At 71.2% G+C, this 23,769-nt stretch carries 25 protein-coding genes; 15 read left to right on the forward strand and 10 right to left on the reverse strand.

Annotated features, from left to right (window positions below; translation table 11 throughout):
* Nucleotides 1-135: 135 nt before the first annotated feature.
* The gene (locus tag ACFWYS_RS25890) at nucleotides 136-870 is read right to left on the reverse strand and encodes a DUF4232 domain-containing protein (protein WP_384773429.1); all 735 of its coding nucleotides are present in this window, start codon (nucleotides 868-870) and stop codon (nucleotides 136-138) included.
* Nucleotides 871-1,057: 187 nt separating this feature from the next.
* On the opposite strand from ACFWYS_RS25890, the gene ACFWYS_RS25895 reads away from it, so the two are divergent.
* The gene (locus ACFWYS_RS25895) at nucleotides 1,058-2,458 is read left to right on the forward strand and encodes a helix-turn-helix domain-containing protein (protein ID WP_384773432.1); all 1,401 of its coding nucleotides are present in this window, start codon (nucleotides 1,058-1,060) and stop codon (nucleotides 2,456-2,458) included.
* Between the two features lie 232 nt (nucleotides 2,459-2,690).
* A complete protein-coding gene (locus ACFWYS_RS25900; RefSeq protein ID WP_384773435.1) occupies nucleotides 2,691-3,458 on the forward strand; it encodes a polysaccharide deacetylase family protein in 768 nt (255 codons plus the stop codon).
* 34 nt (nucleotides 3,459-3,492) lie between these two features.
* On the opposite strand, the gene ACFWYS_RS25905 is transcribed toward ACFWYS_RS25900, so the two are convergent.
* A complete protein-coding gene (locus ACFWYS_RS25905) occupies nucleotides 3,493-4,656 on the reverse strand; it encodes a hypothetical protein (protein ID WP_384773519.1) in 1,164 nt (387 codons plus the stop codon).
* Nucleotides 4,657-4,903: 247 nt separating this feature from the next.
* On the opposite strand from ACFWYS_RS25905, the gene ACFWYS_RS25910 reads away from it, so the two are divergent.
* Nucleotides 4,904-5,701 carry a polysaccharide deacetylase family protein gene (locus ACFWYS_RS25910; RefSeq protein WP_384773438.1) on the forward strand — a complete coding sequence of 266 codons (798 nt, stop codon included), beginning with the start codon at nucleotides 4,904-4,906 and terminating at the stop codon, nucleotides 5,699-5,701.
* A gap of 15 nt (nucleotides 5,702-5,716) precedes the next feature.
* Here the strand turns inward: ACFWYS_RS25910 and ACFWYS_RS25915 are convergent, their stop codons facing one another.
* Nucleotides 5,717-6,166: a MarR family winged helix-turn-helix transcriptional regulator gene (locus ACFWYS_RS25915; protein WP_384773441.1), complete on the reverse strand. Its 450-nt coding sequence runs from the start codon at nucleotides 6,164-6,166 to the stop codon at nucleotides 5,717-5,719.
* Nucleotides 6,167-6,279: 113 nt separating this feature from the next.
* On the opposite strand from ACFWYS_RS25915, the gene ACFWYS_RS25920 reads away from it, so the two are divergent.
* Nucleotides 6,280-6,762 (forward strand): SgcJ/EcaC family oxidoreductase, encoded by a 483-nt coding sequence (locus ACFWYS_RS25920; RefSeq protein WP_384773444.1) that lies wholly within the window; start codon nucleotides 6,280-6,282, stop codon nucleotides 6,760-6,762.
* Nucleotides 6,763-6,799: 37 nt separating this feature from the next.
* Here ACFWYS_RS25920 and ACFWYS_RS25925 read toward each other — a convergent pair whose 3' ends face one another.
* The 4 genes from ACFWYS_RS25925 to ACFWYS_RS25940 all read right to left on the reverse strand — a co-directional run bounded on the left by ACFWYS_RS25925 (nucleotide 6,800) and on the right by ACFWYS_RS25940 (nucleotide 11,645).
* Nucleotides 6,800-8,407 carry an alpha/beta hydrolase gene (locus ACFWYS_RS25925; RefSeq protein WP_384773447.1) on the reverse strand — a complete coding sequence of 536 codons (1,608 nt, stop codon included), beginning with the start codon at nucleotides 8,405-8,407 and terminating at the stop codon, nucleotides 6,800-6,802.
* A 161-nt stretch (nucleotides 8,408-8,568) separates the two neighbouring features.
* The gene (locus ACFWYS_RS25930; RefSeq protein ID WP_384773450.1) at nucleotides 8,569-8,769 is read right to left on the reverse strand and encodes an SCO3870 family protein; all 201 of its coding nucleotides are present in this window, start codon (nucleotides 8,767-8,769) and stop codon (nucleotides 8,569-8,571) included.
* A gap of 141 nt (nucleotides 8,770-8,910) precedes the next feature.
* Nucleotides 8,911-10,590, reverse strand: a complete 1,680-nt coding sequence (locus ACFWYS_RS25935; RefSeq protein ID WP_384773453.1) for a transglycosylase domain-containing protein — start codon at nucleotides 10,588-10,590, stop codon at nucleotides 8,911-8,913.
* Nucleotides 10,587-11,645, reverse strand: a complete 1,059-nt coding sequence (locus ACFWYS_RS25940; RefSeq protein WP_384773456.1) for a sigma factor-like helix-turn-helix DNA-binding protein — start codon at nucleotides 11,643-11,645, stop codon at nucleotides 10,587-10,589. The genes ACFWYS_RS25935 and ACFWYS_RS25940 overlap by 4 nt, the downstream gene beginning before the upstream one ends.
* Before the next feature lie 236 nt (nucleotides 11,646-11,881).
* Here ACFWYS_RS25940 and ACFWYS_RS25945 point away from each other — a divergent pair, with 236 nt between their 5' ends.
* The 6 genes from ACFWYS_RS25945 (at nucleotide 11,882) to ACFWYS_RS25970 (ending at nucleotide 15,709) form a co-directional block, all read left to right on the forward strand.
* Nucleotides 11,882-12,409, forward strand: coding sequence for a SigE family RNA polymerase sigma factor (locus ACFWYS_RS25945; RefSeq protein ID WP_384773459.1), 528 nt, complete (start codon nucleotides 11,882-11,884; stop codon nucleotides 12,407-12,409).
* Nucleotides 12,399-13,067 carry a hypothetical protein gene (locus tag ACFWYS_RS25950; protein ID WP_384773462.1) on the forward strand — a complete coding sequence of 223 codons (669 nt, stop codon included), beginning with the start codon at nucleotides 12,399-12,401 and terminating at the stop codon, nucleotides 13,065-13,067. The genes ACFWYS_RS25945 and ACFWYS_RS25950 overlap by 11 nt, the downstream gene beginning before the upstream one ends.
* Before the next feature lie 115 nt (nucleotides 13,068-13,182).
* Nucleotides 13,183-14,223 carry a glycoside hydrolase family 5 protein gene (locus ACFWYS_RS25955; protein WP_384773465.1) on the forward strand — a complete coding sequence of 347 codons (1,041 nt, stop codon included), beginning with the start codon at nucleotides 13,183-13,185 and terminating at the stop codon, nucleotides 14,221-14,223.
* 90 nt (nucleotides 14,224-14,313) lie between these two features.
* Nucleotides 14,314-14,829: a hypothetical protein gene (locus ACFWYS_RS25960; RefSeq protein ID WP_384773468.1), complete on the forward strand. Its 516-nt coding sequence runs from the start codon at nucleotides 14,314-14,316 to the stop codon at nucleotides 14,827-14,829.
* The gene (locus tag ACFWYS_RS25965; RefSeq protein WP_384773471.1) at nucleotides 14,826-15,131 is read left to right on the forward strand and encodes a transcriptional regulator; all 306 of its coding nucleotides are present in this window, start codon (nucleotides 14,826-14,828) and stop codon (nucleotides 15,129-15,131) included. The genes ACFWYS_RS25960 and ACFWYS_RS25965 overlap by 4 nt, the downstream gene beginning before the upstream one ends.
* A 122-nt stretch (nucleotides 15,132-15,253) precedes the next feature.
* Entirely contained in the window at nucleotides 15,254-15,709 is a 456-nt protein-coding gene (locus tag ACFWYS_RS25970) for a tellurite resistance TerB family protein (protein ID WP_384773474.1), read from the forward strand.
* A gap of 26 nt (nucleotides 15,710-15,735) precedes the next feature.
* Here the strand turns inward: ACFWYS_RS25970 and ACFWYS_RS25975 are convergent, their stop codons facing one another.
* From ACFWYS_RS25975 to ACFWYS_RS25985, 3 genes are all read right to left on the reverse strand, one after another.
* On the reverse strand, nucleotides 15,736-15,963 hold the full coding sequence (locus ACFWYS_RS25975) for a twin-arginine translocase TatA/TatE family subunit (RefSeq protein WP_384773477.1): 228 nt from the start codon (nucleotides 15,961-15,963) through the stop codon (nucleotides 15,736-15,738).
* A 116-nt stretch (nucleotides 15,964-16,079) separates the two neighbouring features.
* On the reverse strand, nucleotides 16,080-17,036 hold the full coding sequence (locus tag ACFWYS_RS25980; RefSeq protein WP_384773480.1) for a M56 family metallopeptidase: 957 nt from the start codon (nucleotides 17,034-17,036) through the stop codon (nucleotides 16,080-16,082).
* Nucleotides 17,037-17,042: 6 nt separating this feature from the next.
* Nucleotides 17,043-17,438 (reverse strand): BlaI/MecI/CopY family transcriptional regulator, encoded by a 396-nt coding sequence (locus ACFWYS_RS25985; RefSeq protein WP_384773482.1) that lies wholly within the window; start codon nucleotides 17,436-17,438, stop codon nucleotides 17,043-17,045.
* Nucleotides 17,439-17,588: 150 nt separating this feature from the next.
* On the opposite strand from ACFWYS_RS25985, the gene ACFWYS_RS25990 reads away from it, so the two are divergent.
* The 5 genes from ACFWYS_RS25990 to ACFWYS_RS26010 all read left to right on the forward strand — a co-directional run bounded on the left by ACFWYS_RS25990 (nucleotide 17,589) and on the right by ACFWYS_RS26010 (nucleotide 23,607).
* Nucleotides 17,589-18,164, forward strand: a complete 576-nt coding sequence (locus tag ACFWYS_RS25990; protein WP_384773485.1) for a TerD family protein — start codon at nucleotides 17,589-17,591, stop codon at nucleotides 18,162-18,164.
* Nucleotides 18,165-18,354: 190 nt separating this feature from the next.
* Nucleotides 18,355-19,686 carry an ATP-grasp domain-containing protein gene (locus ACFWYS_RS25995; RefSeq protein WP_384773487.1) on the forward strand — a complete coding sequence of 444 codons (1,332 nt, stop codon included), beginning with the start codon at nucleotides 18,355-18,357 and terminating at the stop codon, nucleotides 19,684-19,686.
* Nucleotides 19,683-20,882, forward strand: coding sequence for a GNAT family N-acetyltransferase (locus tag ACFWYS_RS26000; RefSeq protein ID WP_384773490.1), 1,200 nt, complete (start codon nucleotides 19,683-19,685; stop codon nucleotides 20,880-20,882). Before ACFWYS_RS25995 ends, ACFWYS_RS26000 begins: the two co-directional genes overlap by 4 nt.
* Nucleotides 20,879-22,576, forward strand: coding sequence for an ABC transporter substrate-binding protein (locus ACFWYS_RS26005; RefSeq protein ID WP_384773492.1), 1,698 nt, complete (start codon nucleotides 20,879-20,881; stop codon nucleotides 22,574-22,576). The genes ACFWYS_RS26000 and ACFWYS_RS26005 overlap by 4 nt, the downstream gene beginning before the upstream one ends.
* A complete protein-coding gene (locus ACFWYS_RS26010; RefSeq protein ID WP_384773495.1) occupies nucleotides 22,573-23,607 on the forward strand; it encodes a GNAT family N-acetyltransferase in 1,035 nt (344 codons plus the stop codon). Before ACFWYS_RS26005 ends, ACFWYS_RS26010 begins: the two co-directional genes overlap by 4 nt.
* Nucleotides 23,608-23,769: the final 162 nt, after the last annotated feature.

Genomic DNA, 23,769 nt, shown 5'->3' on the forward strand with positions numbered 1-23,769 from the left:
GGCGTTGCCTCAGACACGCGTGTCGAACTTGTGCCTCCCCTCCCCGCGCAGATTTCGGGGGCGGTGCGACGTCTGAACGGGCGCCGGGGGTGCGACACGGGTCAACCGGGTGACGCTCACGAGGGGGGGCAGGTGTCACCAGTTGATGGCGTTGTCCATCTCCTGCTGCCAGTACGTGACCTTGAGGGAGTCGTCGATGTAGACGCCCTTCGCGGGCAGCGCCGGGTGGGCGGTCTTGCCGACACTCTCGCTCATGGAGCGGCCGTAGAAGGCGACGGACAGGGACTTCTCGGTCCGGCCGTCCGAGCCGCTGCCGTCCGTGGCGGACAGGCTGACGGACGCGTATCCGGACTGGCCCGGCTCCAGCGTGACGACCGCCTGCGGCTGCGACTCCTCGATGACCGGAGGCACGGACTGGGCCTCACCGAAGGCGACGGCCGGGTAGCCGTAGAGGAAGCAGGTCTTGCTGCCGGTGTTGGTGACCGTGAGCAGCATGTGGTTCACCGGGCGGTTCAGCGGGGCCGCGACCGTCTTGGTGTTGGACCCCTCGCAGGTGACCGGCTTGCCGGCGGAGGTGGGCGCCTTCCCCGCCGAGGTCTGGGCGGTGGAGCCCGAGCCGTTCGAGCCGTTCGCGGAGCCTGAGGAACCGGTGGAGCCAGAGGAACCCGAGGTGCCCGAGGAGGAGTTGCCGCCGGTGCTCGCCGAAGGGGAGCCGGACGCGGAGCCCGCGGAGCTGGTGGCCGCGGCGCCCTCGTCCTTGGTGCCGGTTCCGTCGCTGCACGCCGTCAGGGAGAGCGCGGCGAGTACGGCGGTCGCGGCGGCGGCGACGAGACGGGTGCGGGAGGTACGGGAAGTGCGGAACTCGGACATGTTGCTGTGCCCCTTCGGTGTTCGGGTGGCGGTGGTGATTGGATGACCGAAGCTTGGGACGCGATCTGTCCCAACCGCCATGTTCAGCGGGGAGTTGGGGACGCTGGAACACAAAAACACGCACTGACCAGGGAGAACGCAGTACCCCTGGAACGCGCGACTGGAACGCGGGGACTGAGGGGAACGGGTGTCAGGCGCAACGGAGTCGGGGGAGACGGAGGCGTTCGCGCGGCTCTTGCGTGAGCTCAAGGACCGCTCGGGACTCAGCTATGGGGCGCTCGCCAAGCGTCTGCACATGAGTACGTCGACGCTGCACCGCTACTGCAACGGCACCGCCGTGCCGGTCGAGTACGCCCCGGTGGAGCGCCTCGCGCGGGTCTGCCGGGCGACGCCGCAGGAGCTGGTGGAACTGCACCGGCGCTGGATCCTGGCGGACGCGGCACGCGGGCGCGGAACGGATCAGGCGGCGGCGACGAGGTCGGCTCAAGGAGCGGGCCCGGCTCAGGAAACGGGCTCGGCTCAGCAGACGGGTGCGGCTCAAGAAGCGGGTGCGGCTCAGAAGCCGGGTGCGGCTGAGGAGACGGATGCCGTCGAGCCGGTCGTCGTCGATGTGCCGGACCCACTCACGCAGCCGAGCCCTCCCGCTCGTCGCCTTCGGCGCCTACGTCGCCGTACCGCCCTGATCGCCTCCGTCGCGACGGCCGCCGTGCTCGGGGCCGTGGCGCTCGCCGTGGGTGTGCCGTTCGACGGTGAAGGGAAGGACGAGGGGTCCGCGGGGCAGGCGGACAGCGCGGTGGAGGCGACGGCCGGTGCGTCCCGCACCGGGACGCCGTCCGCCGCACCGTCCGCGAGCGGGAAGGGGAAGAAGCCGTCCTCGTCGCCCTCCGCCTCCCCCACCGGCTCCGCGGGCGCCGGGTCCGGCACCTCCGCGGGTGGTGAAGGACAGGAGGCGGACCGGCCCGCCGACGACGGTGTCTCCGACGCCGTCCCGCTCACGGTCGACGTCCGCCCCTATGTCTACGACAGCCCGTGCAGCCAGCACTTCCTCGTCGACAGCGAGCCCGAGCAGGTCGGCCCGCCGGCGAGCGAGGAGTACGCCCAGCGCTGGGCCACCGCGTACGGGGCGATCTCCTCGAACGAGCAGCGGATCGCCCTCACCGTCCAGGGCACCGGCAAGGAGACCGTCGTCCTCAAGGATCTGCACCTGCGCGTCGTGTCGAAGGGCACGCCGCCCGGCTGGAACGAGTACGCGATGGGCTCGGGCTGCGGCGGCGGCGTCGAGAGCAGGTCGTTCGACGCGGACCTCGACAGCGGCAGCCCCACGATCACCGTCAAGAACGGCCAGCGCGACTTCCCGTACAAGGTCAGCGAGTCCGACCCGGAGGTCTACTACGTCACCGTCCACACCAAGGCGTACGACGTCCGCTGGGACCTCACCCTGGACTGGTCCAGCGGCAGCCGCCGCGGCACCGTCCACATCGACAACGACGGCACCCCCTTCCACACCAGCGCCAAGGTCGGCGGCACGAGCTACGACTACCCGCTGGGCGGCAGCGAATGGATCGATCCGGATGCCGTGAACCAGTGAACGGCGCCAACGCGCGCGGCAGCCTGTTGCCCGGCTGATTGGTTCGGCTGAATTGTTGTCCGGCCAATTGCTGTCCGGTTGATTGCCGTCCGGCCGTTTGTTGTCCGCGAACTCCCCCGGAATTGTCCTTGATCGGTAACGGACGGATCCGATGCCCGCCGTCCCTCGTCCTGTCAGTTGGTCGCAGAGCGACCCGGGGATGGGTGCGGAACTACGCAAAGGCGGGGCGGACATGGCGCGGCACAGTGGCGGGCGTGGCTGGTACGGCAAGCTGGTCGGGGCGGCGCTCGGCGTGACCGTGCTCGCCACCGGCGCCTCGGTGTGGACCGCGCAGGCCGGTGCCGCGGGCGGCTCGGCACCGCAGGCGGCCGCGTCGGCCGCGCCGGCTGTCAAGCCGGTCGACGTGAGCATCGCGCACGCCTCGGACAAGGGAGCGCGCGGCGTCAACATCACCATCGACGACGGCCCCGACCCCGTGTGGACCCCCCAAGTACTGGACGTGCTGCGGGAGTTCGGGGTGAAGGCCACGTTCTGCATGGTGGGAACGCAGGCGCAGGCCCACCCGGACCTCGTGAAGCAGGTGGTCGCCGCCGGGCACCGGTTGTGCGACCACTCGGTGTCGCACGACACCGCCATGGACAAGAACACCCAGGCCTACCAGTCGCAGCAGATCCTCGACGCCGAGCGCATGATCACCAAGGCGTCCGGTGGCGTACGGCCGATGTACTACCGGGCGCCCGGCGGGGCCTTCACCCCCTACAGCCGCAAGGTCGCCGCCGACCGGGGCATGCGCCCGCTGGGCTGGAACGTGGACACCAAGGACTTCGAGCGGCCCGGCGCGGACGCCATCGTCGCCACCGTCCAGCGGGAGCTGTCGGGCGGGCCGACGCTCCTCTTCCACGACGCCGGAGGCGACCGCTCCCAGACCGTCGAGGCCCTCCGCCGCGTCCTCCCCTGGCTCAAGGACCAGGGCTACTCCTTCGGCTTCCCGGTGCGCTGAGCCGGTGTGACGTGGTGCCGGTAGGAACGGCTGTTCACATACCGCTGACATGCCGATGACCGCCCAGGTCGGGGACGGGATCCGGGCCGCGCGCCGAGCGCCGCCTGCGCCGGTCCCGCACCGGCCAGAACAGGACGTAGGCGGTGGATACGACGACGAAGCCCAGGCGGATCAGACCGCGGGCCGCGTCGTCGGGGACGACGAAGACCGTGCCGTACAGGGTGAGCAGCGCGATCCAGCTCCACCAGGGCACCAGGCGCCGCTGCCCGATCACGTCCCACAGCAGGGTGCCCAGCAGGACGGAGGCGGTGTAGTACGTGTAGACGCTGGGGTCCAGGGCTATCCGGGCGTTGGCGCCGAGCAGGACGACGGCGGGCCAGCGGCCCCGCCAGACCGCGGCGCAGCCGAGGGCCAGTCCCAGGGCGGCCTGTGCGGGCCGGTCCCAGGCAGGGGTCTGCGGATCGTCGACGCCGAGCCAGCGCAGCGCGGACGCGGGCTGGTTGGGGATGGTGAACTCGGCCGCGGCGAACGACTGCGGGGCGCCCAGGAGGAACGGCAGCCAGGCGACCGCGACCAGCGCCGCGCACCACAGGCCCGCGCGCAGCCACTGTCGTCTGGGCAGGGCGAGCAGCAGCGGCAGGAAGGCCAGCGCGGTCGGTTTGGAGTCCATGGCGAGGGCGAGGAAGATGCCCACCGCGACGGCGTTGCCGCGGGTGAGGGCGTGTACGGCCAGGGCCGTGAAGAAGAGTGCCAGCACGTCGTCGAGGTGGCCGAAGCGGACGGCGACCTCGATCCACATCGGGATGAAGGCCAGGCCCGCTATCAGCACCCGCTGCCGCAGCCGTTGGTGATTGGTGCCGGTGCCCAGGAAGTGCCAGGCGGCGCTGCGTCCGGCGACCACCAGGATCACCAGACCGAGCAGGGACATCACGGCGGCGGCCAGTAACTGCCCGACGGACTCGGGGAAGGGGTTGAACAGGCCGGCCGTGAGGAAGCTGACGGGTCCCATCTGCAGTTCGGGGTGGTGGGCGTAGAGGTTCAGGCCGCCGTCCGGCCTGCCCGAGCCCGCGTAGATCAACTCGCCGCCCGTACGCAGGTAGTGCCAGGAGAAGCCCCCGTTCGGCTGGACCACGGCGAACCACAGGGTCGTCCAGGCGGCGAGCAGCACCAGGTGCGTCCGCTGGCTGATGACCGACACGCTCTCTCTCACGCCCAGGGAGATGAAAGGAAGGCGGGACGGGTTCTTTCCCGGGCGCCCTCCCCTTTGTGACATCGGCCCCGTTATGACCTCGGCCCGTTGTGGCATCGGCCCCGTTGTGGCATCGGCCCCCGTTGCCGCGTTCCCGGCGGAAATGTGCGTGATCGGTAACAGCGGGATCCCTCGACCGCTTTTCCCCCTCTTGCCGGATGCACGGGCCCGACAGTGACGGCGAGGAACAGAGGACATGGCAGCGCGAAACGGCGGACGGGGTTGGTACGGCACGGTGATCGCTGCGGCGCTCGGGGTGACCGCGGTGGCCGCCCTGGCCTCGTTCTGGGACGGGCAGCTCGGTTCCACCGAGGGGCGGCCCGCCTCGTCCGGCGTCTCGGCGCCTCCCGCCACCAAGCCCGGTCAGCCGCAGGGCCAGAAGAAGGCGCCCGTGTCGGCGGAGATCGCGCACGCCTCGGACGGCGGTGACCGCAGCGTCAACATCACCATCGACGACGGGCCGGATCCCGTCTGGACCCCGCAGGTGCTGCAGGTGCTGCGGGACAACGGGGTGAAGGCCACGTTCTGCATGGTGGGCACGCAGGCGCAGGCCCACCCGGACCTGGTCAGGACGGTGGTGGCGGCCGGGCACCGGCTCTGCGACCACACGGTCTCGCACGACGTCACCATGGACCGCAAGTCCGAGGCCTACCAGTCACAGCAGATCCTGGACGCCGAACGCATGATCACCGAGGCGTCCGGTGGCGTACGGCCGATGTACTACCGGGCACCCGGCGGGGCCTTCACCCCCTACAGCCGCCACCTCGCCGCGTCCCACGGCATGCGCCCGCTCGGCTGGAACATCGACTCCAAGGACTTCGAACTCCCCGGCACGGCCACCATGGTCGCCACCGTCAAGAACGAGATCTCCAACGGCCCGACCCTCCTCTTTCACGACGCGGGCGGGGACCGCTCCCAGACCGTGGCCGCCCTGCACGAGGTCCTGCCGTGGCTGAAGGAGCAGGGGTACTCCTTCGGTTTCCCCGTGCGCTGACGACCGCACCGGCTCTCAGCGTTCGGTGTCCGCGCCGCGCAGGTCGTCGGCGGCTTCGTGGTAGGCCCGGGCGGCCCGGGTGAAGTAGTCGAAGAGGACGTCGAGTTGTTCCGGCGTGTAACCGGCGAGGATCTCGCCGACCCGTTGCCGCGCCGGTGCCAGGACGCGGTCCAGTTCCGCGGGTTCGCCGACCGGTTCCACGACGACCTTGCGCCGGTCCCCGGGGTCGGGAGCGCGTCGGACGTAACCGGCCTGCTCCAGCCTGTCGATCAGCCGGGTCGTCGGACCGGTCGTCAGGCCCGTGCGTTCGGCCAGTTCGCCGGGGGACATCGCGCCCGACAGCTGAAGGATGTTCAGGGCGTAGAGGTCGGTGGCGCCGAGTGCGCACGCTCTTGCACCGGCATGGCCATGCAGCATCACGGCGCTCAGGTACCGGCGGTAGATCTCGTTCGCATCGGCTCGCATCGGCGGCGGCGTTGACACGGGTCCTTCCACTCCCTAATCTCTTCTTCAGAGAAGAGAAATCTCCAGCGCAGTTACTTCCCTCATGAAACTATCACGCCGGAGGCAGAGAAGTGATGACACACAGCCCGCTCGACCCCGTACACGACAGCGACGTCGCCACCATCCGCGCGCTCCTCGACGAGAGCCGCGCGGCCTGGAACCGCGGTGACGGCAGCGCGTACGGCCGGTGCTTCACGCAGGACGCGACCGACGTGACCTTCGTCGGCACCGTCTACCACGGCGGCCCGGAGATCGGCCGCGCCCACCAGTCCCTCTTCACCGGATTCCTCAAGGGCACGGAACTGTCCCTCGACATCACGGACATCCGCTTCTACGGCCCCGACACCGCCGTGGTGGTCACCCGTGGCGCCGTCGGCAAGGGCAGGCCGAAGGCGAAGCCAAAGCCGAAGCGGCTGGACAAGCTCGCCACGTACACGGTCGTACGGGAGTCCGGGGCCGGCTGGCGGATCGCCGCCGTGCAGAAGACGCGGCACAAGCGTCTGATGGAAGCCGTCTCGTTCCGACTGCAGCCCGAGACCCGGCCGGTGATGCGGTGAGGGACCGCTCCCGACCGGGTCACGGACGCGGGTCGGGTCAAGCGGTTGGCCGGTACGCCCCCGTGCCGACCAGGTCGGGCAGCGGGTTGACCAGGTCGCCGCTCGGGGACTGGCGCCGGTCGGAGGGTGCCGTGGGCCAGACCGCGGGGCAGTGGGTGCCCTTGCGCGGGGTCTTCAGCGTGGTGAGGTAGGTGTCGATGGCGGTGCGGGCGCACGGGCTCAGCCAGTAGTCGCCGTGGCCGACACCGTCGTAGGTGAGGAGCACGGCCTCGCGGCCGATCTGCCGGGCCGCGTTGGAGCCCCAGGAGTACGGGGTGGCCGGGTCGAAACGGCTGTTGGTCATCAGGATCGGCGGGGTTTTGTCGACACGGAGCCTGCGCTGCGGGTTGGACACCTCGGACGGCCAGTCCTGGCAGCCCGTCTGGACCGTCCAGCCGAGCGTGCTGAAGCGGGTGACGGGGGCACGGCGGCCCAGCTCGCGTTCGTAGCGGGCGAGGGTGCGGTACGACGGGACCGTGAAGTCGTAGTCCTGGCACATCACCGGGAAGAACGGGTACTCCGTCGGCTCGCCGAACCGGCGCAGGGACCGTGCCGCCGCCGGGTCGGTGGCGTCCAGGTCGGCGAGGACCTGGGCGAAGTCGAACCAGCCGGCCGGATCGTACAGGTTGCTCAGGGCGACGTCCTGGAGGTCCTGAGGGGTGACCTTCCGGGGCGGGTCGCCCGGCAGGACCAGTTCACCGGCCTGAGCGCGCTTGTGGAGCGAGTCGAACAGGGCGCGGGCGTCGCGGCCGTGCAGCACACAGGACGTCGTACGGGCGCACCAGTCGGCGAACTGGCCGTACGACGCCTCCACCGAGTCGGTCTCGGTCTTCTGGAACGCCCAGTTGGACAGGCTGTGGTCCATGTTCGAGTCGAGGGTCATCGCGCGGATGCGGTGCGGGTAGCGCTCGGCGTACTGCTGGCCGATCGCGGTGCCGTAGGAGACGCCGTAGTAGCTGATCCGCTTCTCACCGAGGCCGGCGCGGATCGCGTCCATGTCGCGGACGACGCTGCCGGTGTCCATGTTGTCGGCGAGCGGGCCGGTGAGGTCACGGCAGCTCTTGCCGAGCGCGCGGTTGGCCGCCCGGAGGGCGTTGAAGGAGCGCGCGCTGTCCGGGTAGAGCAACTCGCCCTGCGCCTGCACCCGGTCCGCGTCGCACTTCACCGGGGTGCTGCGGCCGACGCCACGCGGGTCGAAGCCCACGATGTCGAAGCGCGCGAGCAGTTCGGGCGAGAAGGCGTCGGGGGCGGCGAGCGCGAAGTCCACACCGGAGCCGCCGGGTCCGCCGGGGTTGACCAGCAGCGAGCCGATGCGGCGCGCGGGATCGGTGGCCAGGTGGCGGGCCAGGGCCAGGTCGAGGGTGGCGCCGTGCGGCCGCTTCCAGTCCACGGGCACCTTGATGGTGGCGCACTCGAACTCGCCCTGCCCGGGCGCGGCTTCACAGGGTTTCCAGGCTATTCGCCCGGCTGACGGGGTCCTGTCGGCCTCGGGAGCGGCTGCCGCCGTCCCGGCGAGCAACTGGCCGAACAACGCGGTGACCAGAGCTCCGACAGCGAGTCTTCCGCGCGTCTTCGCGCGTGGGATCGGTGGGGGGTTGTACGGCACGGATGTTCCTCCATGAATCAGGAGTTCACAGACCGATCACAGCATCAGTCCAACTCCCGTGTGATTCAAGCGACATGAGGATCCATCAGGCCGATTCCGGCTCAACGAAAACCCCCCAAGGGCAGGGACCCTGGGGGGAGTTCGTCGTCCGGACCGGGAAGTCAGTCCGAATGCGGTCGGCCGTCCCGGACCCACGTCACCACGACCAGGGCGGCGGTGATGAACATGACGACACTGGCGCAGGCCACGGATTCGACGTATGGCTCATAACCGTCCGCACGGAGCTGGAGCGTGAGGAAGCCGAGCGCCGTCCCCAGCGCCGCGATCGACAGGGACAAGGAGCCGAACGGAACCTTCTTCATGGGCACTTCCTCCCGTTTTCGAGTCGACTGGTCAATTCCGACTCTACGTATCCACCGTCAAGTTCCCTGCGCCTGCCCCGAGCCGGCCGCGGGAAACGGAAGGGGCGGCTGCGCGGCTCGGTAACCAGAGGGGGGGTGGGGCTAATGGCCCCAGACCCCCGCGGCCACCCCCTGTGCGAACTCGGTCGGCGACGGATCGTTCGGTAGTCGGGCGGGGGCCGTGGTGCCCTTCTTGGCGCCTGGGCGGTCGGCGAACAGGGCGACTGTCAGGGCGAGTCGGCGGTCGTAGCCGGTGGTCCACACGGTCCGCCGGGTGATGCCGCCGCCCGCCCCTCCGGTGGCGAACACCTTCGCCTCCGCAGGCACCGCACCGATGTCGGTACCGGCGCCGATGGCGGCCGGTGTCGGCCCGGCCCCCGTCCGCAGGCCCGCCACGAACGCCTCCTTCTCGTCCAGCACGCGCCGCACCTCGGGGCGGGCCCGGTAGACGGTGCGGCCCTCCTGGGTGATGCGGGCGACGGTGTACGGGGTGGCGTGTTTGCCGTTCGCCGCGACCGTCGCGTACGCCGATGCCAGGTTCAGCGGCGTCGGTGCCGCCGTCCTCAGCAGCCGGCGCAGCGGCTCGCCCGCCCGCTCCATGCCCTTGAACGGATCCAGGACGGTCCCCGCCTCCACCGCCCCGCTCACCGCGTCGTTGAACGGCTGGCGCGCGTAGTCCGAACCCCCGTACAGGAGCCGTACCGCACCGTCGCCGGGCATCAGCCCCACCACGGCGGTGTGCACACGGACACCGTCTTTACCCCCGGGGTGTTCCTGGGCCAGTTGCGTGGCGCGGTCCTGGAGGGCCAGGTCGAAGGTGGTCGTGACGCTGTAGCCGCCGCTCGCGAGCTGGTCCTCGGTGATGCCGAGCCGGTCGGCCGCCTCCTTGGCGGCGACGTCGATCAGATACTGCCGCTGCCCCTCGGTGTCCCCCGGCGGATAGAACCGGAACGCCGGGAAACGCGCCCCGGCCCGCTGCTTCGCCGTGATGCTCCCGCTCGCCGCCATCGCGTCCAGCACCCACTCCCAGCGGTCCGCCAGCTTCGCGGTCACCTTCCGGTCCGAGCCCGCCTTCTCGTAGTACGACGGGATGTTGACGATGGAGGCCAGCGCCGCGCCCTGCGCGACCGTCAGGTTCTTCGCGTCAACGCCGAAGTAGTTGCGCGCGGCGGACTGGATGCCGGCGGCGCCCCGGCCGAAGTAGACGGTGTTGAGGTAGCCCTCCAGGATCTCGTCCTTGCTGCGGGTGCGGTCCAGCTTGATCGCGACGAGCGCCTCGCGCGCCTTGCGGGACAGCGACCGCTCCGGGCTGAGCAGCGCGTTCTTCACATACTGCTGGGTGATGGTGGAGCCGCCCTGCGGGTCGTCGCCGGTCAGCGTCGCCAGCGTGGCCCGTGCGATGGCCCGTGGCGAGATCCCGCTGTCCGTACGGAAGGAGCGGTTCTCCGCGGCGATCACCGCCTCCTGCACATGCCGGGGGACCGCGGCCAGCGGGACGTCCTGCCGGTCGACCGGTCCACGCCGGCCCAGATAGGCGCCGCCCGAGTCCAGGAACACGGTGCTCTGGGTGACGGTCTCGGGGTGCGGCTTCGGAATCGGCGTCAACCGGTACGCCACGACGGCCGCCGCGCACAGCGTCGCGATCAGGGCGAGGAACGCGTACAGGAGCCGACGCAGCCGCCGGCCCCGGGTGCGCCGGAACCGGATCCGCAACGACGTGCGCGTCCGCGGGTGCTTCGCTGCCCCCGGCCCGTTCTCCGTCTCGTTCTCCGTCGCGCTCACAGCCGCCCCCACCTGCTCGTCGACCGTGCGGCGACCTTGCCCGAGGCGTCGTACACCGTGACGATCCGTTCGTCTGATGCGGCGGAGAGGATCGCCTGCACGTCCTTCACGGGCAGCGGGGCGCTCGCGTACCAGAGGCCCCAGTCGCCGCTGCCCGCCAGGACGAGGACCTTCGCGGTGGACCTGCCGCCGTCGCCGGTGCTCACCTCGACGCGGCCCGGCTCGCCGTTCAGGCCGTAGTAGAGGCCCGACAGGAAGAACCCGTCGGGCACGCTGTCCATCCGTACCGAGACACCCGGTTCGTCACGCGGCTGGTCGCTGTCGCCGAAGTCCTTGAGGACGGCGGACCCCGACCAGTGCCCCCCGTCGGCCGTCAGCCACACCCGCACCCCCGGCCCGGCGGTCACCCGCTCGCCCGCCGTGACGACCCGGACCGGGCTGGTCGCCGCACGCGCCCCGCCCTCCGCCCCGGCCCCGGACGTCCCGTCGCCCCCCATCCGGTCGGCGGCGAGGAGCGCGCCGGGTGTCATCAGCACCGCGCAGACGGCGGCGGCCACGGCGGTACGGCGCCGTCGCAGGACGCGGCCCCGTGCCTGGACGTCGGTCAGCGGCACCTCGGAGGGGACGACGTCCCCGGCGGCACGGGCGTACACCTCGCGCAGCCGTCCCGGGTCGGCGCCGGTCGCCCGCAGCCCGTGCCGGACATGGGCCCGCACCGCGCCCGCCGAGCAGCCCAGCAGCTGGGCGACCTCCGCGTCCGTCAGCTCCTCCCAGAACCGCAGCACCAGGACGGTCCGTCGTCGCGCGGCCCGCCGTCCGCGCAGCCGGCGCAGATGGCCGCGCACCAGACAGCGCCGTACGTAGAAGTCCCGGTCGTCGCGCGGCACGCGCCGCCAGCCCGCGCACATCCGCGCCAGCGTTCTCCGCACCAGTTCCTCCGCCGCACCCGGGTCGTCGGTGAGCAGCCGCGCGGTCACGGCCAGCCGGGGCCAGTGGGTGCGGGCGTAGGCGGCGAAGTCGTGATCGGCGGGGAATGCGGCGTGGGTGGGTGGCACGTGGGCGGTCCTCGGGCTAGGGAACTCGGGCGCTGTCTCGCAGGTGGTTCACAGCGAGACACAGGGAGGTTGAGCAGCCGTCGGGCGAACTCCGTTGAGGAAAGGGGAGCCTGGGACCCGTGTACGCCGTCTTTCCTGTGGGGTTGCGCTCGGCCTGCTGCGACCTATGGGACCTGTACGCACGGCAGAGGTGGCCGGGTTGCACGGAAAGGGCACGGATTCCGGTGAGTGGGGGCATGACCGAGGACGAGTTCGACGCGTTCTACGCGACCGCGTTTCCCCGGCTGACCGGACAGCTCTACGCCTTCACCGGAGACCACGGTGAGGCCCAGGACGTCGTACAGGAGGCCTTCGTACGGGCCTGGGACCGGCGGCGGCAGTTCCTCGCGGACAGCGCGCCCGAGGCATGGATCCGCACCGTGGCCATGCGGCTGGCGGTGAGCCGCTGGCGGCGGGCGAAGCGCTGGCTGGAACTGGTACGGCGCACTCCGCCACCGGCCTCCACACCGGGGCCGGGACCCGAGTACACCGTGCTCGTGGCGGCCCTGCGCGAACTGCCCGAGGCACAGCGGATGGCGATCGTCCTGCACCATTTGTGTGACCTGAGTGTCGAACAGGTAGCCTCCGAGACCGGCGCGCCCGTGGGGACGGTCAAGGCGAGGCTGTCCCGGGGGCGGGCGGCGCTGGCGAAGCGTCTTGCGGAGGACGGGGCCGAGGACGAGGCCGATGTCCCGGTCCGGAAGGAGAGCGGCCATGTCCGATGAACTCTCTGCCGCACTGCGTGAGTTGGCCGCCGCCCAGGAGACCCCGCCGGTGGCCGGCGGCGCCGAGATCCGGGGCCGGGCGATGCGCCGCAGGCGTCGGCGTCGTACGGCCTACGCGCTCGGCGCGGGAACCGCGTCCCTGGCCCTGCTGGCCTTCGCGCTGACCCTGGACCTCGGCGGAAACACCGACCGGCAGCCCGGAAGCCGCCCCCCGGCCGTGGCCTCTCCCGCCACCACGCCCACGCCCGCACCCACCCCTACACCGACGCCCACACCCACGCCGGCCTCCGGCACGCTCGACCTGCGCAAGCACAGCCTCACCCTCGGGGACCGCACGATGCCGGTCCTGTCCGAGTTCGCCTCCGAGCTCGACTCCAGGAGCCCGATCAAGGTGGTCGCCAAGCGGCGTGCGGAGAAACTGCCCTTCGACATCCCGCCCGACGGCCGCACCATGGTGCACCTCTCCTACGTGGTCGAGCTGCGCGACGGCGAGGGCCGACCCCACTTCGTCGGGCTCTACGCCCCACAGCTCAAGGCCCTGAGCGACTACGACGGCAAGAGCAGCTGGCTCGGCCTGGGCGAGAAGGACGCGGCGTGGTTCTACGACCGGGTCCGCGTCGGCGACGCCTTGTCGGTGACCCCTGAGCCCGCCGCGTAGTCCGAAGCTGTTCCCCAATGAATCTTTGTGTGCAGATGTGTTGACCTGTGTTCGGGTCGTCTTCTAGTTTGCGGGAGCTATCGAGTCGCCGATCTGTGCCTCAGAAGGGGATGTCGTGTCACGTAAGAACCATCGCCGGTCAGCTTGTTTCGGTGCGTTGCTGGCCTGCGTCACGGCATTCGGGGGAACGCTCGCCGCCCCCGCGTCCGCGTCCGCCTCCCCCGCGTCCCCGCACGGCGCGGTGCCGCCCGTCAGTGACTTCCGGGGCGTCAACTGGGCCGACCCGCGCGACAATTACGCCGACGACGAGGTCGTACCGTCGGGCCTGTCCACGTCCGACAGCTACGGCACCGTCTACGCCAAGTCCAGGGCGATCATCGGCGGGTTCGGCAAGCTGGGCGCCAACACCGTACGACTGCCGGTGAACCCCTCCTCCGTCAACGGCCCCTTCTGGAAGGCCTACCGGGGAGCGATAGACGCCGCCACCGACAAGGGGTTCAAGGTCATCCTGGGGTACTGGGAGGCCGACAACGCCAAGGACGGCAAGATCGACGACCAGGCCGCCTGGAACCGGATGTGGGCGCGGATCACCTCAACCTACGCCCGTAACTCCAAGGTGTACTTCGAGCCGATGAACGAGCCGTTCGGCTACACCTCCCAGGAATGGCGGGACGTCGCCGCGCAGTGGGTGACCACGCACCGCTTCGTGCCGCGCGACCGGATCCTCGTCGGCGGCATCAAGTACAGCGAGGACGTCAAGCCCGTGTGCGCCGACAGCCGGCTCGACGGCACCCGGCTCGCCCTGCACAACTACGGCTTCTGGCACACCGACTGGACCAGCGCCGAGCAGTGGAAGCAGGACTTCAAGGAGCGCATCGGCAACTGCGCCTCACGCACCATCCTGGACGAGTTCGGCGCCACCATGACGTCCGGCCTGAACTACAACGGGCCGACCAACGGCTCCCACGAGATCGCCTACATCCAGGCGGCGACCGACACCATCCGCGAACTGGGCCTGGGCTCCGTCTACTGGCCCGGCCTGCGCAACGGCGACACCTACTCCCTCACGACCCTCCAGGGCACCGGCACCAACCTCAGCCTGACGGTGAACAACCCCAGCGGGCTGGACCGCCTGCACTGGGCCTGGAAGCAGTGACGGACGAGCAGTAGCACGCACCCTCATCACTTTCCACTCCGGAAAATCGTCACTTGACGGAGTGGAAAGTCAGACCCTAGTGTTTCCACCATGGAAACTGGCGCGCCCTTGACCGGCCCTCACTCCCCTCCCCCTCCCACACCGGAAGAGGCCCGGGCCACCCTCGCCGAAGCCGACCGCATCCGCGCCTCGGCCACCGCCCTGTCGGCCACACCGTGGCCGACCTGGTTCGCCGCCGCCCTCACCGTGTACGTCGCGGCCTTCCCCGTGGCGTACGGAGGGTCGCTCGCCGACGAGCGATGGATGCTCCCGAGGGCGGCCTGGGCGGGAGCGCTGCTGGTCATCACCGTGACCTACCTGGCACTGCTCGTGGTCGCCGCGCGTTCCTGGCGGCAGCGCACCGGCGTGGCGCTACGGTTCGACGTCCTGCCCAGGTCCGCGACCGTACCCCTGGCCATCGGCATGCCCGTGCTGCTGGTGGGGGCGCCCTGGCTGTTCCGCGTCACCGGCCAGGCATGGTGGCTCGGCGCCGCCTCGGCCGCCGCGGCGGTGGTCTCCGTGGCCTTCCACCTCACGTTCGTACGACTGCACCGGAAAACCCCGTGACCACCCCACCCGCCAATCCGATGGACGGCTTCGACAACCTCGTCCACTCACCCAACAAGCTGCGCGTCTGCGCCCTGCTCGACACCGTGGGCGAGGCCGAGTTCGCGGTCATGCAGGAGCAACTCGGCCTGTCCGCCTCCGTATTGAGCAAGCACGCCGGAGCCCTGATCGAGGCCGGCTACATCGAACAGCGCAAAGCGGTACGCGACACCCGCCAACGCGTCTGGCTACGCCTGACCCCACACGGCCGTGAGGCGTACCACGGCCATCTCGCGGCCCTGCGGGCGATCGTCGGAGAGTAGGCACACCACACCCACCACCGCAGCCGGCAGAGGACCCACCCTGGTAACTTCTACATAGCTGTAGAAGTTACGGCCGTCCATGCCGGGCGGCCGTCGAGACCCATACCCCGTTTGGAGTTCCCATGGCCCTGTGGGACCGCATCAAGGAGTCCGCATCGACGATGCAGACCCAGCTGACGGCGAAGAAGAACGACCTCAAGAGCGGCGCCTTCCGTGACGCGAGCATGGCGATGTGCGCGCTCGTCGCCGCTGCCGACGGCACCATCGACCCCTCCGAGCGGCAGCGGGTCGCCCAGCTGATCGCCTCCAACGACGTGCTGCGGAACTTCGACGCCGACGACCTGCGCCGCCGGTTCGAGGAGAACCTCGACAAGCTGACCGCCGACTTCGCCTTCGGCAAGGTCAGCGTGTTGCAGGAGATCGCCAAGGCCAAGAAGAAGCCCGCCGAGGCGCGGGCCGTCATCCAGATCGGCATCGTCATCGGCGGCGCCGACGGCGACTTCGACAAGACCGAGCAGGCGGTCGTCCGCGAGGCGTGCTTCACGCTGGAGCTGCCGCCGCACGAGTTCGACCTCTGATTCCGACCTCGGATTTCGCCCTCTGATCAGGAGCGCGCGGGCGGCTCGTCCCGCCCGACCACCGTGCCCGGGACCACCCGTCCCGGGCCCGGCCGGGCACCGTCGGGGTCGTCCTGCTCCTTCAGCGCCCTGGCCTCGCCCTTGAGGATGCGGGTCGCCTTGCCCGCGGAGCGGGTCAGCTCGGGCAGTTTCTTCACGACGAGGACCGCCGCCACGACGAGGAGGATCAGGGCCAGTTCACTCAATCCGAACATCAGGTCTGCTCTCTCCCCGGGTGCGATCCACAGGTGCGTGATCTACAAGTCTGTAGAAGTGTCTCGCGAAACGCGATCGCACAACAAGCCCGCACCGCACCCGCACCACGACCGGCTCAAAGAGGCGTCGCCGCGCGCAGGATCAGGACCATCGTCACCGCGGAGTTCGCCGACGACATCGCGGAGACGGCCGCCCCCGCCGCCGCGCCCCACGCCGCCAGGCCCACGGTGGTGAACACCGAGGGCCAGCTGCGGATGGCGGGGGCGGGGTTGAGAAGGGCCTTCACCCGGCGCGGCACCGGCCCCGGCACGGGTCCCGGCGCGGCGAACCCCATCAGCGTCGGCAGTGGCGCGCCCCGGGACACGAGCGCCGCCTTGCCGATCGCGCGGGCCACCGTCCGGCGGCTGCCGACCAGTTGGGCCGCCTCCTCGTCCGCCCAGCGTTCCGCGGTGTACGACACGGCCGTACGCAGCGGACGCAGGAACGGGTTGGCCCGCGCGGCCAGTTGTACGGCGAGCAGGAAACGGTGATGGCGGGCGGTGAGGTGGGCTCGCTCGTGGGCGAACAGCGCCCGGCGTTCGGCGGGTTCGAGGCGGTCCAGCAGGGCCGTCGTCACCACCACCCGGCCTCGCCGACCGCCGGGGCCGGGGCCGGGCAGCGCGTATGCATAGGGGATGGCGTCGGGCAGTACGACCACTTCCGTGCCGGGCATCCCGGCCAGCGCCCGGTGTGCCGCCCGGCGCACCCTGCGGTGCCGCCACAGCGTCCGGCCGCAGGCCACGAGTACGGCACACAGCGCCGGGATCGCCGCCTTGCCGACGACCTCGTCGTACGGCACCGCCGCCCGCACCTCGGGGTCCGACCAGCCGTCGGGCAGCGGGTTGCCGGGCAGTTGGGCGGTGCCCACCACCATCGTCAGGGCGAGGCACACCGTGCTGCACACCGCCATCACCGCGGCGACGCCGGTGAGCAACCGGGTCGCGGTGCGGGGGTGCAGACGCTGCTCGGCGAGGCGGGCGATCGGCCAGGCCGTGAGCGGCAGGACCAGCGGCAGGAAGACGAAGACCCCCATACGGCGTCAGTCTTCCCCGTCGCCTTCGCCCCGGGACTGATCCAGCAGCTCGCGCAGCAGCCGCTCGTCGTCCGGCCCGAGGCCCGTGACAAAGCTGGCCAGCACCGCCTCCCGGTCGCTCTCTCCGTCCAGCACCCTGCGCATCCGGTGCGCGGCGAGGCCCGCCTCGTCCGAGGCCGGCGTCCATGCGAAGGAACGGCCGGACCGTTCCCGGGTCACCGCGCCCTTCGCCAGCAGCCGGGTCAGGATCGTGATCACCGTCGTATAGGCGAGGTCCCCGCCGAGCCGCTCCTGCACCCAGCCGGCCGTCGCCGGTCCGTCCGACTCCCGCAGCGCCGACAGGACCAGCACCTCCAGCTCACCCTGCCCCCGGCGCCCGGAACGCTGTTGGTGATCCGCCATGCCCTGTCTCCTTTCCGCTGTCACCGCTGCCCGACCGGACATCGTATAGAGGCCGCCCGGGGCCGCCGCCCAGCCAACTTCTACAGTGTTGTAGATTTAAGAACGCGAGCCGGATCTATTGAGAAATCGAGAAATGAGAAGGAGTACGCAATGGGAGTTTCCCTGTCCAAAGGCGGCAACGTCTCGCTCAGCAAGGCGGCCCCCGGTCTGACCGCCGTCCTGGTCGGACTCGGCTGGGACGTGCGCACCACCACCGGCACCGACTACGACCTCGACGCCTCCGCGCTGCTGCTGAACGCGTCCGGCAAGGTCCTCTCCGACCGGCACTTCGTCTTTTACAACAACCTGACCAGCCCGGACGGCTCCGTCGAGCACACCGGCGACAACCTGACCGGTGAGGGAGAGGGCGACGACGAGAGCATCAAGGTCGACCTCACCGCCGTGCCCGCCGAGGTCGACCGGATCGTGTTCCCGGTCTCCATCCACGACGCCGAGAACCGCGGCCAGAGCTTCGGCCAGGTGCGAGGCGCCTTCATCCGCGTCGTCAACCAGGCCGGCGGCGCCGAGATCGCCCGCTACGACCTGTCCGAGGACGCCTCGACGGAGACGGCCATGGTCTTCGGCGAGCTCTACCGGAGCGGCGCCGAGTGGAAGTTCCGCGCGGTCGGCCAGGGCTACGCCTCGGGCCTGGCCGGTATCGCCGCCGACTTCGGCGTGGCGGTCTGACCCGACCGCTCCCCCGCTGAGGTCACACCTCCCGTTCGGGGCGGCCCCGCCACCCCGGCCCGCTTCCTATGCGCCTCGCCCGCCGCCTATGCACACCGTCGTCCGATCCGTGCCCCGTGCGTGAGGGACGCGTTCAACTGGGTTTGTTTCTGGGTCCGGTTAGTGCACGCGGAGTGACGGAGGCGGTTCGATGACCACACCCCTGGCCGACTATGCCAAGTTCGCGGGCAAACGCGTCGCGATCGTCGAGCACATGCAGAACCATCCCTTCGTGCTGGGGCTGCACCAGGCGCGTGAGCACGGGCTGGAGGTGTGGCTGCTGACCGGTGACCGGTCCTGGTACACGCACGGCCACGACTGGGAGTCGCACCCCCTCGCGGCGGCCGTCGACCGGGTGATCGACGTGGACACCACCGATGTGGACGCGGTGCTGGCGGCGGTGACCGGCCCCGACGGGCAGGTCCTGGTGGACGGGCTGACGTCGTTCTCCGACTACCACACCGTCCTCGCCGCACAGGCGGCCCGGCGGCTCGGGCTGCCCGGCCCCGACCCCGCCGCCGTGGAGACCGCGAACGTCAAGGACCGGCTGCGGGTCGCGCTCGGGGACGTGCCGTACAACATCCCGCACATGCTGGTGAGCGGGCGGGACCAGCTGGACGAGGCCGCTCGCCGGCTCGGCTTCCCGATGATCGCCAAGCCGCCCGCGGAGGCGATCAGTTACGGCGTCCGGCGCGTCGACGACATGGCGCAGCTGGTCGAGGCGTGGCAGGAGCTGTCGCAGGTGCGGCACAGCCTGCGCGGCCAGCCCCGGTCCGGGGACGTGCTGCTGGAGACGTATGTCGAGGGCGTCGAGGTCAGTGTCGAGACCATGTCGGTGGACGGGTACACGCATGTCTTCGGCGTCACCTCCAAGGACCTGTTCGGGGACCCCGCCTACATCGAGTGCGGGCACACCTTCCCCGTGCCGCTGTCCGACGAGGAGCGCGACGCGCTGTACTCCGTGGTCCGCCGGACCCTGGAGGCGATCGGCTACGGGCACGGCCCCTGCCACACCGAGGTACGGCGCACCGAGTCCGGCTGGCGGGTCATCGAGGCCAATCCGCGTACGCCGTCGAGCTGTATGACCATGCTGGTCACGGACGTCACCGGGCGCAGCCCGATCCTGGACGCCTGGCTGCTCGCGATCGGCGAGGTCCCGCCCATCGAGCCCGTCGTCCACCGGGGCGGCGCGGCCGTGCGCATGATCTACCCAGAGCGGCGCGGCACGCTCAAGCGGGTCGACGGCGTCGAGGCCGCCTCCGCCGTACCGGGGGTGCAGGTCCTGCTGCACGTCGAGCCCGGCGACAAGCTGCTGCAGCGCATGGACAACTCCTCCTGCGTCGGCTTCACCTACTGCACCGGACCGGACCGGCTCGAAGCGCAGGCCCTCGCCGACAAGGCGGCCGGATTCCTCGACTTCGTGGTCGAGGAGGACGAGGCGGGCGGGTCGGACGAGGCAGCCGGCCGGGGCGCGCGCTCGTGAGCGACGGCGCCGAGGTGGTGGCCGTGCCCAGCGCCGCCGGGCTGGAGGAGGCCGGCTGGGCGGAGCTGCTCGGCCCCGAGGACTTCTTCCAGACGCCCCGCTGGCTGGGTGTGCAGGAGCGCAACTCCGGCACCACCATGGACTTCCTGGTACGGCGCCGGGCGGGCGCACCCGTCGCGGCCCTGGTGACCGCGTGGGCGGACGACTCGGTGCCCTGGCTGCTCGCCCGCCCCGACGCGATGCTCGCGCGCGGGGTGCAGGACGAGGAGCCCGAGGCGCTGGCCCGGCTCGCCGACGTGGCGCAGGGCGATCCGGCGTCGCTGCTGCCGTCCCTGGTGTGCGGCGGCCGCCATCTGGGCCGCACCCGCACGCTGGCCGCGCCCGACGCGCTGCCGTCGGACGTGGAGGCCCTGGTGGCGGACGCCGAGCGGCTCGCCGTCGAGCGGGGCGCGGCCACCGTGTGCTTCCCGCACGTCGACGAGCGCGACTCCGGTCTTGTGGAGCTGCTGCGCCGGCGCGGATACGTCTCCCACCCGTCCGCGCACTACGCCTGGCTGCCCATTCCGCCGGGCGGCTGGGAGCAGTTCCTCGCCGAGATGAGCAAGCACCGGCGCCGCCGGGTCAAGCTGGAGCGGCGCGCGCTGGCCGAGGCGAAGATCGAGGTCCGTGTCGAGCCGCTGACCCCGGATCTGGTGCCCCGGCTCGGCGAGCTGGACTGCAACCTGCTGCGCAAGTACGGCAATCCGGCCAGCCCCGAGCACTCGGCCGGGCTGATCGGCTGGATCGGCGAGGTGATGGGCGACGACGTGATGGTCTCCGTGGCCCGCAAGGACGGCGTCCCCATCGGCTTCGGCATGGTGCTGCGCTCCAGGTCCCGGGGCCAGGAGGAGTGGTTCGGGCATCGCGCCGGCTTCGACTACGACGCCCAGGGGAAGCTGCCGCTCTACTACGACGTCCTGTACTACCGCGTCCTGGAGGCGGCGGCCGAGCAGGGCGTCGGCGTGCTGCACGCCGGGATCGGCAGCGTCGAGGCGAAACTCGCCCGCGGCTGCCTCGCCGCCCAGGAGCACTCCTTCCTGCTGCGCCTCGACAACAGCCCGCGCCCCGACGACGGCCCGAGTGCCGACGACAGCCCGGGCGCCGACAACAGCCCACGTCCCAACAACGGCCCACGTCCCGAAGGGAATCCCCGATGACCGCCCCGACCCGACGGCCCGCCCCGGCGACGAGTGGCCCCGGCTGGGACGCCGCCGTGGGCGCGCTGGTCAACCGCTCCGACCGGCGCGGCGGGACCCTGCGCCTGGTCACCTCGGCCGACGTGGACTCGCTCGACCCGGCGCGCACCTACTACGTGTGGGTGTGGCTGCTCCAACGGCTGCTCAACCGCACGCTCATGGCCTACCCGACCGACCCCGGCCCGGGCGGCCTCGTCCCGGTCCCGGACCTGGCCGACGGACCCGGGCAGGTGAGCGACGGCGGCCGTACCTGGACGTACCGGCTGCGCCCGGACCTGCGGCACTCCGACGGCACCCCGATCACCTCGGCCGACGTACGGCACGCCGTGCAGCGGGTGTTCGCCCAGGACGTGCTGCCCGGCGGTCCCACCTATCTCGTGCCGCTGCTGGACGACCCGGCCCGGCCCTACCCCGGCCCGTACCGGACCGACGAACCGCTGAAGTCCGTAAGCACCCCGGACGAGCACACCGTCGTCTTCCATCTGAACCGGCCGTTCTCCGACTTCGACCATCTGATGGCCCAGCCCTGTGCGGCACCGGTGCCGCAGCACGCCGACACCGGCGCCGACTACGGCGAGGCCCCGCTCTCCAGCGGCCCGTACCGGGTGGCCGAGCGCCGGCCGGGGGCGTATCTCCACCTGGAGCGCAATCCGTACTGGGACCGGGCCACCGACCCGATCCGGCCCGCGCTGCCGGACCGGGTGGAACTGACCATCGGCCTGGACGTCGACGAACTCGACGCACGGCTGATCGCCGGGGAGTTCGACATCAACCTGGAGGGCAGGGGGCTGCAGCACGCGGCCCAGGGCCGGGTCACGGCGGACGACGTGCTGCGCTCGCACACCGACAACCCCCGCACCAGCTTCCTGCACTTCGTCGCGATGCAGCCGCACATCCCGCCGTTCGACGACATCCACATACGCCGGGCCGTGCACTACGCGGCGGACCGGCTGCTGCTCCAGGAGGCCCGCGGCGGCCCCGTCACCGGCGGCGACCTCACCACCGCCCTGTTCCCGCCGCGCCTGCCCGCCCACCAGGGCCTGGACCCGTACCCGAGCGGCCCCGACCTGCGCGGCGATCTGGACGCGGCGCGGGCCGAGCTCAAGGCGGCGGGCCTCGCGGACGGCTTCGAGGCGGTGATCGGCACCCAGCGCGGCAAGTTCCGGATGGTGGCCGACGCGCTCGTGGAGTCGGTGGCCCGCGTCGGCATCCGGCTCACCGTCAAGGAGCTGGACGTGGCGACGTACTTCAGCCTCGGGGCCGGTCATCCGCAGACCGTGCGCGACCACCGGCTGGGGCTGATCGTCACCGACTGGGGCGCCGACTTCCCCACCGAGTACGGCTTCCTCGCCCCGCTGGTGGACGGCCGCCAGATCAAGCGCAACGGCGGCAACTGGAACCTGCCCGAGCTCGACGACCCGGCGGTCAACGCCCTGATCGACGAGACCCTGCACACCACCGACCCCGCCGGGCGCGCCCGCCTGTGGCGGGAGGTGGAACGCCGGGTGATGGAGCACGCCGTGCTGCTGCCCCTCGTCCACGACAAGACCCTGCACTTCCGCAATCCGTGGGTCACCAACGTCTACGTCCACCCGGCCTTCGGGCTCTACGACATCCAGGCGATGGGCCTGGGCCTGGAAGGAAGCCTCGTATGACCGACACCACACGGGAGCTCCCACGCGATCTGGAGTTCGTCCCGCTCAGCGCGGACGACGACGAGACGGCCGGCCAGTGGCTCGACCTGCTGGCCGAGTCGTCCGGCGACGTCCCGCACGCCGCTCCGCCCTGCAACGTCGACATGATCGGCTCGCTGCGGCACGCCCCGCCGGCCACCGCGCTGGACGACTGGGTGGCGCGGGCCGACGGCAAGGTGGTGGGTGCGCTGCGGCTGGTGCTGCCCGAGGGGGCGCCCGCCGCCCGGGTCGACCAGCTGCTGGTCCATCCCCGGCTGCGGCGGCGCGGCATCGGGCGCGCTCTGCACGCCCACGCCCTCGAACTGGCCGGCAAGCACGGGCGGTCCACGCTCAGCGCGACGCTGACCGAGGGGCTGCCGGACGGTCCGCCGCTGGGTGCGGGGCCGGCCGCGTTCGCCGCCGCCATGGGCGCGGTGCGCGCGGACGTGCCGGGCGGACTGCACCAGTGGCTCGACCTCGGCCGGCACAACCCGCTGGCCGACGGCGTCCCCGCCGCGCCGCCCGGCTACTGGCTCGTCACCTGGGGCACCGTCACGCCCGACGAGTACGCGCTGCAGGTGTCGGCGCTGGAACTCTCCCTGGGTGACGCGCCCGCCGACGCCGCGCAGCAGGAGGTCCGGACCAGCTACGCCCGCCAGTTCGAGAAGATGCGGGTCGGCCGGGGTCGCCGGGCCCATCACACCGGCGTCGTGCACGAGGCGAGCGGTCAGCTGGCCGGTTACACCAGCGTCTCCAAGACCACCGGCAACCCCGAGTACCTCCTCCAGGGCATGACCGTGGTCCACCGCGCCCACCGCGGCCACGGCCTGGGCCTGCTGCTGAAGCTGGCCAACCTGGACCTCGCCCTGCGCCACGAGCCGCAGGTGCGGCTGGTGGAGACGGCGAACGACGAGACCAACCGGCCGATGATCGCGGTGAACGAGGCCATGGGCTTCGAGCCCTACGACCGCATGGTGTCCTGGACCCGTGAGGTCGGCTCGGCGGAGAGCTGAGCAGGGGGCTGAGCAGGGGGGCTGGGCAGAGGGCTGAGCAACAGACTGCGTAGGGCCCCCGCGGACCGATTTTCGGTGCGCGGGGGCGATTAGGTGTGGATTAATCGGGCCGAGCGATTTCCCACCGACCGTAAGATTTCCAGTACCCGGGATGGCGGGTAG

Origin of the sequence: Streptomyces sp. NPDC059010, from assembly GCF_042740355.1 — a bacterium.
Classification (GTDB): domain Bacteria; phylum Actinomycetota; class Actinomycetes; order Streptomycetales; family Streptomycetaceae; genus Streptomyces.